This is a genomic window from Planctomycetota bacterium (genome assembly GCA_021414025.1).
Taxonomy (GTDB): domain Bacteria; phylum Planctomycetota; class Phycisphaerae; order Phycisphaerales; family SM1A02; genus SYAC01.
Window position 1 is genome coordinate 279,558 of the sequence record JAIOPG010000007.1, and the last position, 13,448, is coordinate 293,005.

Genomic DNA, 13,448 nt, shown 5'->3' on the forward strand with positions numbered 1-13,448 from the left:
CGCGCCGCCTGCTAAACTTTCCCCATGGCTTCCCCGACGGAGATTCGCGCGCTGGTCCAGGAAGCCCTTGGCGATCTGGTGAAGATTCGCCGCCACCTGCATCAGCATCCGGAGTCCGCCTTCGAGGAAGTCAACACCGCGGCGTTGATCCGCGATGAGTTGAAAAAACTCGCCATTCCCTTCGAGGCGGGATTTGCCGGGGGAACCGGCACCGTCGCCCACCTCGCCGGCGCCGAACCTGGAGCTCAATCCATCGGCCTTCGCGCCGACATCGACGCCCTGCCGATGCCCGACCAGACTCCCTGCGACTGGCGCAGCAAGGTGGAGGGCCGCGCCCATGCCTGCGGCCACGATGGACACACCGTGATGCTGCTGGGGGCGGCGCGGGTGCTTTCGCGCCTGGCCCGCCAGTCGCCGCTGCCCAATCCCGTGACCTTTCTCTTTCAGCCCGCCGAGGAAACCGGCATGGGCGCCGAACGCATGGTCGCCGATGGCGCCTTGGACGGATCGCGCATCGGCAGCGCAGTCCGGCGCATCTACGGCATGCACGCCTGGCCGACGCTTGATGTGGGATGCGTGGCGTCGCGCCCCGGTCCCATGCTCGCCTCCGCCGATTCCTTCGAGTGCGTCATCCAGGGGCGCGGCGGCCACGCCGCCTGGCCCCATCTGACGGCGGACCCCGTGATCGCGGCCGCTTCAATCGTGCAGGCGCTGCAGACCATCGTGTCGCGCGAGATCGATCCCCTGGACGCCGCGGTGGTGACGGTCTCGGCGCTGAATGCCGGCGGCGCCTTCAACGTGATTCCACCGACGGCGACGTTGCGCGGCACCACCCGCGCGCTGCGTCAACCGGTGCGCGAACATGTGAACCGGCGCGTCCACGCCATCTGCGAAGGCATCGCGGCGACGCTGGGCGTGTCGGCAACGGTTCGGTTCCTTCCCGGGACACCGGCCACTTTCAACGACGCGGAGACCTTCGAGCGCTTCGAGCGCGTCGCCCGTGCGGGTCTGGGTGCCGATCGGGTCCGTTCCATGGCCAGTCCGGTCATGGGGGCGGAGGATTTCTCTGAATATGGAGTGGCCGCCAAGGCCTGCTTCTTCATTCTGGGTCAGAAGCGGCCGAATCAGGCCTTTCCCCCCCTGCACGATCCCGCCTTTGACTTCAACGACGATTCCATCGCCACCGGGGTGGAAATGTTCTGCCATCTGGCCCTGGACCGGGCCTGAATTTCGCCCCATCCGAAGGTCAAAATTTCATCCTTTAAGGCGTTGAAGCCGCCCCCGGCTTCGGGTACAGTGTTCGGCTCACTTTCGCACGCCGTTTGAACTACGTCGCGACAAGTTTCGATCCGGCTGATCGAAATGGCTTCCTGTAGAAGCTCGCTGCGTAGGAGGTAAGAAGCAATGGCCAAGAAGATCACCAAAGTTTTCAAGATCATGGCGCCGGGAGGCAAGGCAACGCCGGCTCCTCCATTGGGCCCCGTGCTGGGCGCCAACGGCGTCAACCCCGGACAGTTCATCACCAAGTTCAACGAGCTCACCCGCGAGCTCAACGGCCGCATCGTCGGCTGCATCGTCACCGTCTACGGCGACCGGACCTTTGATCTTGAGATCAAGTCCAGCCCCGTGAGCGTGATGATCCAGGCGGCGCTGAAGATCGAGAAGGGCTCGGGCACGCCCAACACCGTGAAGGTGGGCAAGATGACCAAGGCCCAGGTCCGCAAGATCGCGGAGGAGAAGCTGAAGGATCTCAACACCCGCAGCGTGGAATCCGCGATGCGCGTCGTCGAAGGCACGGCCCGGAGCATGGGCGTGACGGTGGAAGGCTAAACCATGGCAATCACAGCACAAAAAACAACCAAGTTCCACGGCGGCAAGCGCATGCGCGCGAGCCTTGAGCTGCGTCCGAAGACCGCGGTCTCCCCTGAGGAGGCGGTGTCGGCGCTGCGCAAGTTCAAAGCCCCGAAGTTCGACCAGACCGTCAATGTGGTCGTGAATCTGGGCATCGATCCCAAGGCCGCCGACCAGGCCCTCCGCGGATCGATCAGCCTGCCCCATGGCATCGGCCGCTCCTCGCGCGTGGTCTGCTTTTGCGGATCCGACAAGGTCGCAGCGGCAAAGGCCGCGGGCGCCATCGAGGCCGGCTCCGATGAATTGGTGGCCAAGATCGAAGGCGGCTGGATGGAATTCGACGTCGCCGTCGCCAGCCCCGACATGATGCGCATCGTCTCCAAGCTCGGCAAGGTCCTGGGTCCCAAGGGGCTCATGCCCAGCCCCAAGGCCGGCACCGTCGCCGCCGACGTCGCCGCCGCGGTGAAGGAGTATGGCGCCGGCAAGCAGGAATACCGCAACGACGACAGCGGCAACGTGCAGTGCGTCATCGGCAAGATGAGCTTCAAGGACAACCAGCTGGTCGACAACCTGAAGCACTTCATCGGCGTCATCCACAAGGTCAAGCCCTCGAGCGTGAAGGGCGTCTACCTGAAGAAGTGCGTCATCGCGGGCAGCATGAGCCCGAGCGTGCAGGTCAGCGCCTGACGCCCAGACAAGGAACACCCCCATGAGCAAAACCATCAAAGAACTGATCGTCCGCGAATACAAGAAGCGCTTCGACGGCGCCTCCGGCGCGGTGCTGGTCGAGATCCGCGGCATGGATGCCAGCACCAACAACGCCATGCGCACCACCCTGCTCGAGAAGCACATCCGGGTGAGCGTGGTCAAAAACACCCTGGCCCGCAAGGCCTTCGAGGGCACCAAGCTCGAGGGGCTGGCCAAGTACCTGGTCGGCCCGACCGCGGTGCTGACCGGCGCCGAAAGCGCCGTGGACATCGCCCGCGAGATCGTCGCCTGGGCAAAGGAGAAGGAAAGCCTTCAGTTCAAGGGCGCCTGCATCGACGGCGTGATCTTCGACGGCAAGGCCGGCGTGGAGCGTCTGAGCAAGTTCCCGACCCGCGTCGAGGCGCTGTCCACGATCGTCACCCTCTACCTCAGCCCGGCCCGCAACGTGGTCGGCGCGGTGTGCGGACCGGGACGGGCCGCGGTCGGTCTGGTCAAGGAAATTCAACGGAAGCTCGAGGCGGGCGAGACCATCGCCGCCAAGGCCTGAACCGTTTGCATGTGTGTTGGTTTGTGAAACAGTCTTTTTGCCGATTTCTGTCAGGCCCTCTCGGGTCAAACGCCGGATGTTCCGGCGCCTCACAGGAAAGGCCCATAGGAGTTTGAGTCATGTCAGATGCGAAAACGTTTGAAGCGAAGGTCACGAAGATCGGCGATGAGATCGCCTCCCTCACCCTGAAGGAAGCGGTCGATCTTGCCGAGTACATGAAGGACAAGTACGGCATTGAGCCCGCTGCGGGTGGTGGCGTGATGATGGCTGCCGCCGGACCTGCCGCAGGCGCAGCCGCTGCCGAGCAGAGCGAGTTCGACGTCATTCTCGACAATGCGGGCGCCAACAAGATCCAGGTGATCAAGGTCGTTCGCGAAGCCACGGGTCTTGGCCTCAAGGAAGCCAAGGACATGGTCGACGGAGCCCCCAAGGCGATCAAGGAAAAGATCACCAAGGAGGAGGCCGACAAGCTCAAGGGCTTGCTCGAGGCCGCCGGCGGCAAGGTCGTCATCAAGTAATCGAAATCTCTGGATTTCGAGGATTTTTTTGGCAAAACAAGCCCGTTCCAGACTCTGGAACGGGCTTTTCTATTGGACAAAAAGGTCGGAAAAAGAGGCTGATTCCCATTCGGGAGACCATTGGCTGATCTTGCAAGGTCCGTATAACTTTAGGAATAGGATAATTTTTTTCAAGTTCTTGACTGTTTCTCATCTTGAGTTTTGGCTTGGCTCTTGCTAGCCTTCGGGGCTCGGCGGTGCAAGCAACTCGGAAGATCCAAGGCTGAATATTTTGAATCAGTTTCGAAGTGAACCCGGCTGGCGGGAACACGGCTCTTTTTCGGCGTTGCAGAGAATCCAGGACGACGCATTCCCATGCCCACTCAGACCATCCGCGATTTCTCAAAACGCGGTGATGCCACTTCCGTCCCAAACCTCACCCAAGTTCAACGAGACGCTTACGAGCGTTTCCTCCAAAAAGAAAAAGCCCCCAACGAGCGCGACACCACCATCGGCATCGAGTCGCTGCTGCGCGAGGTCTTTCCGATCGAGAGCTACGACAGCACGGTGAAGCTGGAGTACCTCGAGTACAAGCTCGAGCAGCCGCGCTACACCCCCGACGAGTGCCGCGAACTCCGCCTGACCTACGGCCTGCCCTTCCGCGTGAAGGTGCGCCTGACCCGCAACGGCACCACCACGATCAGCGAAGAGGACATCTACCTCGGCGAGATCCCGGTGATGATGGGCGGCGGCGAATTCATCGTCAACGGATCCGAGCGCGTCATCGTCAGCCAGTTGCACCGCAGCCCCGGCGTCGACTTCTCCATCGCCTCGCGCGTCGGCGACCGGCCGCTGCACAGCGCCCGCATCAGCCCGGAGCGCGGCAGCTGGATCGAGCTCGAGGTCACCAAGAAGGACGTGCTGGCGATGCGCATCGACCAGAGCACCAAGATCGCGGCGACCACCTTCCTGCGCGCCCTGGACGAGCGTTTTTCCAGCACGGAATCCCTGCTGAAGCTCTTCTACGAGATCGAGGACGTCAAGGTCGAGAAGCTCAAGCCCGAGCATCACTCGGCCGAGCTCATCGTGGACAGCGACACCGGCGAAGTGGTCTGCAATCCCGGCCAGCAGCTGGGCGTCAAGGGCCTGGAGATCATCATCCAGTCCAGCCTGAAGACCGCGCGAGTGATCACCAACCCGACCGACTCGCTCATTCTCAACACCATCGCCGAAGAGAAGCTCGACTTCCTCGCCGAGGTCACCGAGTACGACGCCGCCAACCTGAAGATCTACGGCCGTCTGCGTCCGGGCAATCCGCCGCAGGTGGACAAGGCCCGCGCCCTCTTCAAGGAAAAGTTCTTCGACGACAACCGCTACCGCCTGGGGCGCGTCGGACGCTTCCGCATCAACCGCAAGTTCGAGATCTACAAGGAGCGCGACAAGGCCGAGGGCCGCACCTGGAAGTGGACCGAGGCGGATTCCAAGACGCAGAGCCTGCGCGCCGAGGACTTCCTCGCCGTGGTGCAGTACATCCTCGACCTGCGCTCGCGCAATCCGCGGGCCCATCCCGACGACATCGACCATCTCGGCAACCGCCGCCTCCGCACGCTCGACGAGCTGGCGGTCGAGGAGATCCGCAAGGGCTTCCTCAAGCTGCGCCGCACCGTGCAGGAGCGCATGAGCGTGAAGGACCCCAGCGAGCTCGGCAAGATCGCCGACCTGGTGAACTCCAAGAGCATCTCCAGCGCCATCGAGTTCTTCTTCGGCCGCAGCGAGCTGAGCCAGGTGGTCGACCAGACCAACCCACTCTCCATGCTCGTGCATGAGCGCCGTCTGTCCGCGCTCGGCCCCGGCGGACTCAACCGCAAGCGCGCCACTTTCGAGGTGCGCGACGTCCACATTTCCCATTACGGCCGCATCTGCCCGATCGAAACGCCTGAAGGCGCCAACATCGGACTCATCGCCAGTTTGGGTATTTACAGCGAGGTCGACGCCTACGGATTCCTGCTCACTCCCTACCGGGAAGTGAAGGATGGCAAGGCCACCGGCAAGATCCGCAAGCTCCGCGCCGACGAGGAACTCCGCAAGGTGCTCGCACCGAGCGACAGCCTGGACCGCGAAGGCCGCCTCAGCGGCGAGAATGTCGTCGCCCGCCGCGACGGCGATCTCACGCCGGTTCCGTCCGACGACGTCGAGTTCGTCGACATCTCCCCCAAGCAGATCGTGGGCGTCAGCGCCAGTTTGATTCCCTTCCTTGAGCACGACGACGCCAACCGCGCGTTGATGGGTTCCAACATGCAGCGCCAGGCCGTTCCGTTGATCCGCGTCGACCCGCCGGTGGTCGCCACGGGCATGGAGAAGTCGGTCGGCATGAACAGCGGCATGATCATCCGCGCCCGCCGCGGCGGCGTGGTGACCCAGGTCGACGCCGAGCGCATCATCATTGACAACGCCGACGAGTACGTGCTGCGCAAGTTCGTCGGACTGAACGAGCGCACCTGCCAGAACCAGAAGCCGCTGGTCAAGATGAACCAGAAGATCAAGACCGGCGACATCCTGGCCGACGGCGCCAGCACTTCGCAGGGCGAGCTTTCGATCGGTCGCAACGTGCTGGTGGCCTTCAACACCTTCGACGGCTACAACTTCGAAGACGCCATCGTGATCAGCGAGCGCCTGGTCAAGGACGACGCCTTCACCAGCATCCACATCGAGAATTTCGACGTGGAGCTGCGCGAGACCAAGCTTGGCCGCGAGGAATTCACCCGCGATATCCCCAACGTTTCCGAGCGTCTGCTGCGCAACCTGGACGACAAGGGCGTGATCCGCATCGGCGCCAAGGTCGGCCCCGGCGACATTCTCGTCGGCAAGGTCAGCCCCAAGAGCAAGAGCGAGCTTTCCCCCGAAGAGAAGCTGCTGCACGCGATCTTCGGCCGCGCCGGCGAAGACGTGAAGAATGATTCGCTGGAAGTTCCCGCCGGCACCGAGGGCATCGTCATCGGCGCCCGCCGGTTCAGCCGCCGCATGCATCTGAGCGACGAGCAGAAGAAGCAGCTCAAGAAGGACATGGAAGCCTTCGAGACCGAGATCGACCAGAAGCGCATCGATCTCTTCCGCCAGATGACCAAGGAGATCGTCAACATCACCGGCTCCCCGATGATCGATCCGAGCACCCGACAGACCGTCGGCGCCAGCGACATCCCCGAGGTCATCCTCGAGCAGATCGACGGCTTCGCGCCGAAGTGGATCAAGGGATCCGCCGATGCCAAGGAGAAGGCCGAGACCGTCTACGGACAGTTCTGGCCGCGCATCACCGCACTCCGCGAGGAGAAGGAGCGCAAGCTCGGACACATGAAGCGCGGCGACGAGCTGCCTTCCGGCGTGCTCGAGATGGTCAAGGTCTACCTGGCCACCAAGCGCCAGCTCTCGGTCGGCGACAAAATGGCCGGCCGCCACGGCAACAAGGGCGTCATCGCCCGCATCGTCCCCGAGGAGGACATGCCCTTCATGAAGGACGGAACTCCCGTGGAGGTCCTGCTGAATCCGCTGGGCGTGCCCAGCCGCATGAACGTGGGACAGATCCTTGAGACCCATCTGGGATGGGCCGCCAAGGTCCTGGGATTCCAGGCGATCACGCCGGTCTTCGACGGCGCCACCGAGGCCGAGATCCTCGAGGCGATGGAGACCGCCAACAAGCACGTCCGCACCCGCGTCGCGAACTTCGAGTCGACGGGCAAGGATCCGGGCCACGCCCGCGAGCTGCTGGCCGAGATTCCCTTCGGCGGCAAGGTGCAGCTCTACGACGGCCGCTCCGGCGAGCCTTTCCATCAGCGCACCACCGTCGGCTACATGTATCTGCTCAAGCTGCATCACCTGGTGGACGACAAGATCCACGCCCGCAGCACGGGCCCCTACAGCCTCATCACCCAGCAGCCGCTCGGCGGCAAGGCCCGCACCGGCGGCCAGCGCTTCGGCGAGATGGAAGTGTGGGCGCTTGAGGCCTACGGCGCCGCGTTCATGCTGCAGGAGCTCCTCACCGTCAAGAGCGACGATGTCGAGGGCCGCACCAAGATCTACGACTCCATGGTCAAGGGCACCAACACGCTCGACGCCGGCATGCCGGTGGTCTTCGACGTGCTCTGCCACGAGATCAAGGGTCTGGGCATGAACATCCAGCTCGAGAAGCAATCCAACGACATCGACCCGCTGCTGTAACCCGTGACTCGGCGGCTCCCCCGCGGCGCGGCGGCGGAGCCCATCCCACGAATGATCGCGCCTGTCCTGATCACGCACCCTCCACGAATCGGAACTGAATCCATGACCATCGCGAACGACAGCATCTACGACCGAGTCAACGATTACGGCGCCGTCCGCATCAGCCTCGCCAGCCCCAACGACATCCGCTCGTGGAGCTTCGGCGAAGTCAAGAAGCCCGAAACGATCAACTACCGCACCTACCGCCCCGAGCGCGACGGCTTGTTCTGCGAGCGCATCTTCGGGCCGGAGCGCGACTACGAGTGCGCCTGCGGCAAGTACAAGGGCACCAAGTACAAGGGCATCATCTGCGATCGTTGCGGAGTCAAGGTCACCCACAGCCGCGTGCGCCGCAAGCGCATGGGCCACATCAATCTGGCCGCGCCGGTCGTGCATATCTGGTTCTTCAAGGCCATGCCCAGCCGCCTGGGCAACCTGCTCGAGATGAAGACCAGCGACCTGGAGAAGGTCGTCTACTTCCAGGACTACGTCATCACCGATCCCGGCGCGACCGATCTGGAATTCAAGCAGGTCCTCACCGAAGATGAGTGCCGCAGCGAGCAGGACAAGCATGGCTCAAGCAGCTTCTCCGCCATGATGGGCGCCGACGCGGTGCGCGAGCTGCTTTCCGACGGCAAGCTGGACCTCGATGAACTCAGCGTGGAGCTTCGCCAGAAGCTGGACGAAACCAAGAGCAAGCAGCGCCAGAAGGACCTTTCCAAGCGCCTGAAGCTTGTGGAGCAGATCCGCGGCAGCCAGAACGATCCGCAGTGGATGGTTCTGGACGTTGTTCCCGTGATCCCGCCCGATCTTCGCCCGCTGGTCATGCTCGAAAGCGGCAACTTCGCCACCAGCGATCTCAACGATCTCTACCGCCGCATCATCAACCGCAACAACCGCCTGAAGAAGCTCATGGACCTCAACGCGCCCGAAGTCATCGTGCGCAACGAGAAGCGCATGCTGCAGCAGGCGGTCGATGCCTTATTCGACAACGGCCGCTGCCGCCGTCCGGTGCTCGGCTCCAGCAACCGCCCGCTCAAGTCCCTGACCGACATGATCAAGGGCAAGCAGGGCCGCTTCCGCGAAAATCTCCTTGGCAAGCGCGTGGATTATTCGGCGCGCTCCGTCATCGTCGTCGGCCCCGAGCTCAAGCTGCACCAGTGCGGTCTGCCCAAGAAGATCGCGCTGGAATTGTTCCAGCCCTTCATCATCCGCAAGCTCAAGGACCGCGGCCTGGCCGACACCATCAAGAGCGCCAAGCGCATGCTCGATCGGCGCGACCCCGAGGTGTGGGACGTGCTCGAAGAGGTCATCAAGAATCATCCGGTGCTTCTGAACCGCGCCCCCACGCTTCACCGCATGGGCATCCAGGCTTTTGAGCCGGTGCTGGTCGAAGGCAACGCCATCAAGATCCATCCGCTGGTCTGCACCGGCTACAACGCCGACTTCGACGGCGACCAGATGGCCGTCCATCTTCCGCTCTCGGTCGAGGCCCAGACCGAAGCGCACGTGCTGATGATGTCGACGCACAACATCTTCAGCCCGGCCAACGGCAACCCGATCGTCAGCCCCTCCCAGGACATCGTCATGGGCGTCTACTTCCTCACCTGCACGCTCGAGGAGGCTCCCGCCTCGCTCGACCGGTTTGTCGAGGGCGACGGGGAGATCGGCGACGAGGAGCGCAAGCGCCTCGCCAAGATCCCCCACTTCCTCACCCCGAATGAAGCCATTCTGGCCTGGGAAACCGGCGCGCTTGATTACCACACCTGGATCGAAGTGCGCCTGGACCGCTTCAACGAGGTCGTGCTCGACCAAGCCAAGCCGGCCAAGAAGATGCGCGCCAACCGCCGCATGATGACCACCGTCGGCCGCCTGCTCTTCTCCGAGATCCTGCCCGACGGCATGCCCTTCTACAACTGCTCGCTGGGCAAGAAGGGCGCCGCCCGCGTCATCGACGACACCTTCCGCCAGATGGGCAAGTCGCACACGATCACCCTGCTGGATCGCATGAAGGAGATCGGATTCCGCTACAGCACGCGCAGCGGCCTTTCCTTCGGCATCGCCGACCTTCGCGTCCCCGCCGAGAAGACCCGCCTGATCGACGAGGCTCAGAAGCGCGTCAACAAGGTGCAGCGCAGCTACGAGTCCGGTGCCATCACCGATCAGGAGCGCAAGAACCAGGTCCTTGAGGCGTGGGCCAAGTGCCGCAACGAAGTCTCCGAGAAGCTGATGGAGACCCTGAAGAACGATCGTCGCGACATGGACGGCCGGGAGAACTCCGCCGCGGCAACGCAGGCCAACCTGCTCCGCCGCTACCTGAACCCCGTCTATCTCTTCGCCGACTCCGGCGCCCGCGGTAACAAGAGCCAGATGCAGCAGCTCGCCGGCATGCGCGGCCTCATGGCCAAGCCCAGCGGCGAGATCATCGAGACGCCGATTATTTCCAACTTCCGCGAAGGCCTGAAGGTGCTCGAGTACTTCAGCTCGACCCACGGCGCCCGCAAGGGACTGGCCGACACCGCCCTCAAGACCGCCGACTCCGGCTACCTCACCCGCAAGCTCTGCGACGTGGCCCAGAGCGTCACCATCTGCGAGGACGACTGCAAGACCAAGCGCGGCATTCCGAAGCGCGCCGTCATGAAGGGCGAGGACGTCGAAGTTCCGCTCAACGACGTGCTCCGCGGCCGCACCGCCCTGCTGGCGCTGATCGATCCGCGCACCGAGAAGACCATCGTCGAGGCCGGACAGCTCATCGACCCGGCGATCGCCCGCGAGATCGAGGCGTTCCTGGGCGAAGACGGCGTCTTCCAGGTCCGCAGCCCGCTGGCGTGCGAATCGCAGCACGGCATCTGCGCCCGCTGCTACGGCATGGATCTCTCCACCGGCAAGGCCGTTGAAGAAGGCATGGCCGTCGGCATCATCGCGGCGCAAAGCATCGGCGAGCCCGGCACCCAGCTCACCATGCGCACCTTCCACACCGGAGGCATCGCCTACACCACCGCCGCCGAGAGCGAGTACAAGTCGGTCAATCCCGGCCGCGTCGAATTGGTGGACTGCAACGATGTCGATGTCACCGACGCCGCGGGCAACACCCGCCGCGTGGTCCTCAAGAAGACCGGACTGCTGCGCATCCGCGACGCCAAGGACCGGGAGCTCGAGAGCTTCAAGGTGCCCTACGGCGCCTTCGTCATGGCTCGCAACGGCGAGATGGTCAAGAAGGGACACCTGCTCATGCAGTGGGATCCCCACCGCATGCCGATTCTCGCCGAGAAGTCGGGAACGATCCAGTTCGAGGACATCATCGAAGGCGAGACGATCAAGGTCGAGGAGAAGACCGGCGGCGTCCGCGAAACCATCGTCATCGAGCACAAGGGCGAGCGCCATCCGCGCATCGAGGTGCGCGACGCCAACGGCCAGATCCTGGACTTCCACCATTTGCCCGCCAAGGCCCGCATCGAGGTGCCCAACGGCTCCAAGGTGGTCGCCGGACAGATGCTGGCCCACACCCCGAAGGAAGCGGCCCGCTCCGCGGACATCGTCGGTGGTCTGCCCCGCGTCACCGAAGTGTTCGAAGCCCGCAAGCCCAAGGAGCCCGCCGTGCTCGCCGAGATTTCCGGCGTGGTCGAGCTGCTCTCCGACAAGCGCAAGGGCAAGATGACCATCCGCGTCGTCGGCGAGGGCGACACCTTCATGGAGCACCACGTGCCCCAGGGAACCCATCTGCTGGTGCACGCCGGTGACACCGTCACGGCCGGCGATCCGCTGGTCGAAGGTCCGCGCGATCCCGCCGACATCCTCCGCATCAACGGCGAGGATGCGCTCTACGTCTACATGCTGGACGAGGTGCAGAACGTCTATCGCGCCCAGGGCGTGCCGATCTCGGACAAGCACATCGAAGTCATTCTTCGCCAGATGCTCTCCAAGATGAAGATCACCAGTTCGGGCGACACCGTGGTGCTGCTCAACGATGTGATGGACCGCTTCAATCTGAAGAACGTCAACTCCGCACTCGACGACATGCTCGTGGTCGAGGACTCCGGCGGCACCGCGCTGGTCAAGGGCAAGCTCTACTCCAAGGACGAGGTGAAGGAAGCCAACACCACCGCCGAGGGGCAGGAGAAGTCGAAGGCCAAGACCCGCAAGCCCAAGCGCGCCACGGCGCGCACGCTGCTGCTGGGCATCACCAAGGCCAGCCTGCAGAGCGAGAGCTTCCTCTCGGGTGCCAGTTTCCAGGAGACCACCAAGGTGCTCACCGAGGCCGCGCTCAAGGGCGCGGTCGACACGCTGGTCGGCCTCAAGGAGAACGTGCTGCTGGGCCACCTGATTCCCGCGGGAACCGGCTACAAGGCCTACCAGGCCATCCGCATCCAGAAACTGGTTGCTGAGCCGATGGGCGACGAGGACAACGACGCAACGGAGCTGGAAGCCGCCGCGGACGAGGCGGAATCCCTGGGCGCCGAGCGCCAGGGGGCAGGCCCGACCGTGGGCGACCGCGTGGCGGCTCTGGGCGAAGGCTCCGAGCAGGGCTCGTTGATCGCGATCGACGAAAGCACGGAAGCCGGCGACGACACGGACCCCGATTGAGCGGCACACCGAGGCCAAGCGCCAAACGCGATGAGAAGCCGGACGGCCGCGGCGGCGGCGCGCCCTGGTGGCGCGACGGCCTGCGCTTCGAGTGCACTTGCTGCGGCAACTGCTGCAGCGGCGAGCCCGGCGCAGTCTGGTTCGACCGGGAGGAGGGCCAGAAGATGGCCGCCAAACTGGGCATGAGCGAGAAGGATTTTCTCAAGACCTACGCGCGGAAGATCGGCGCCCGCTGGTCGCTGCAGGAGCGGACCGGCCCGGCGGGACTTCGGCGCGGACATGACTGCGCCCTGCTCGACCGCGAGAGCGTGCCGGGCAAGGCCCTCTGCAAGGTCTACCAGGACCGCCCCAAGCAATGCCACACCTGGCCCTTCTGGGAGCGCACCCTGAGCTCGCGCAAGGCCTGGGATGAGGCAAAGAAATCGGCGCCCTGTCCCGGCATGGGCAGCGGCCCGCTGATTCCCGCCGAGAAAATCCTCGAGGCCCTTCGAGCGGAGCGAGCCTCGAGCGAAGGTGCGGCGTGGTGAGCGACCCCATCGAATCATGGAAAGCCGCGGCCCGCGATCCTCGCGTGGGCGCGCTCATGCGCGAGCTTGAGCAGGAGGCCGCGGAGCAGCTGCGCCTTCACCGGCCCATCTGCCTGGCCAGCGGCAAGTGCTGCCACTTCGAGGAGCATGGCCACTCGATGTGGCTCACCGGATTGGAAGTCGCGTGGACGCTTTCGCAGCTTCCTTCGGCGCCCCCGGCCGACCTCGTCGCCGCGTCGGTGCGCCAGGGAACATGCCCGTTTCTCGTCGACGGCATGTGCGGCATCCATCACGCCCGTCCGCTGGGTTGCCGCGCCTATTTCTGTGACCAGGCCGGAGCAGGCTGGCAGGAAGCCGCCATGGAATCGTGGCTGGGCCGCATCCGCAACCTGCACCAGGAGCTCGCGGTCGAGTATCGCTACGACGAATGGCGCCGGCTTCTTGGTGCGTTCGCCGCGTGATTGCAACTTGCCGTTCGCCTAA

The 13,448-nt window shown here is 64.1% G+C and carries 9 protein-coding genes; all 9 read left to right on the top strand.

All coding sequences use genetic code 11. The features are described from left to right. Positions 1-24 precede the first annotated feature (24 nt). The 9 genes from K8R92_10320 to K8R92_10360 all read left to right on the top strand — a co-directional run bounded on the left by K8R92_10320 (position 25) and on the right by K8R92_10360 (position 13,426). Complete coding sequence (locus tag K8R92_10320; protein MCE9620286.1) at positions 25-1,227, top strand: amidohydrolase; 1,203 nt, start codon at positions 25-27, stop codon at positions 1,225-1,227. A 177-nt stretch (positions 1,228-1,404) separates the two neighbouring features. Then, positions 1,405-1,830: a 50S ribosomal protein L11 gene (rplK, locus tag K8R92_10325; GenBank protein ID MCE9620287.1), complete on the top strand. Its 426-nt coding sequence runs from the start codon at positions 1,405-1,407 to the stop codon at positions 1,828-1,830. 3 nt (positions 1,831-1,833) lie between these two features. Next, complete coding sequence (gene rplA, locus K8R92_10330) at positions 1,834-2,538, top strand: 50S ribosomal protein L1 (protein MCE9620288.1); 705 nt, start codon at positions 1,834-1,836, stop codon at positions 2,536-2,538. Between the two features lie 22 nt (positions 2,539-2,560). Next, a complete protein-coding gene (gene rplJ, locus K8R92_10335) occupies positions 2,561-3,106 on the top strand; it encodes a 50S ribosomal protein L10 (GenBank protein ID MCE9620289.1) in 546 nt (181 codons plus the stop codon). 119 nt (positions 3,107-3,225) lie between these two features. Beyond that, positions 3,226-3,624: a 50S ribosomal protein L7/L12 gene (rplL, locus tag K8R92_10340; GenBank protein ID MCE9620290.1), complete on the top strand. Its 399-nt coding sequence runs from the start codon at positions 3,226-3,228 to the stop codon at positions 3,622-3,624. Positions 3,625-3,978: 354 nt separating this feature from the next. Next, positions 3,979-7,815: a DNA-directed RNA polymerase subunit beta gene (rpoB, locus tag K8R92_10345; protein MCE9620291.1), complete on the top strand. Its 3,837-nt coding sequence runs from the start codon at positions 3,979-3,981 to the stop codon at positions 7,813-7,815. Positions 7,816-7,917: 102 nt separating this feature from the next. Beyond that, a complete protein-coding gene (rpoC, locus tag K8R92_10350; GenBank protein MCE9620292.1) occupies positions 7,918-12,438 on the top strand; it encodes a DNA-directed RNA polymerase subunit beta' in 4,521 nt (1,506 codons plus the stop codon). Then, on the top strand, positions 12,435-12,965 hold the full coding sequence (locus K8R92_10355) for a YkgJ family cysteine cluster protein (GenBank protein ID MCE9620293.1): 531 nt from the start codon (positions 12,435-12,437) through the stop codon (positions 12,963-12,965). Before rpoC ends, K8R92_10355 begins: the two co-directional genes overlap by 4 nt. Then, positions 12,962-13,426, top strand: a complete 465-nt coding sequence (locus K8R92_10360) for a YkgJ family cysteine cluster protein (protein MCE9620294.1) — start codon at positions 12,962-12,964, stop codon at positions 13,424-13,426. Before K8R92_10355 ends, K8R92_10360 begins: the two co-directional genes overlap by 4 nt. Positions 13,427-13,448 lie beyond the last annotated feature (22 nt).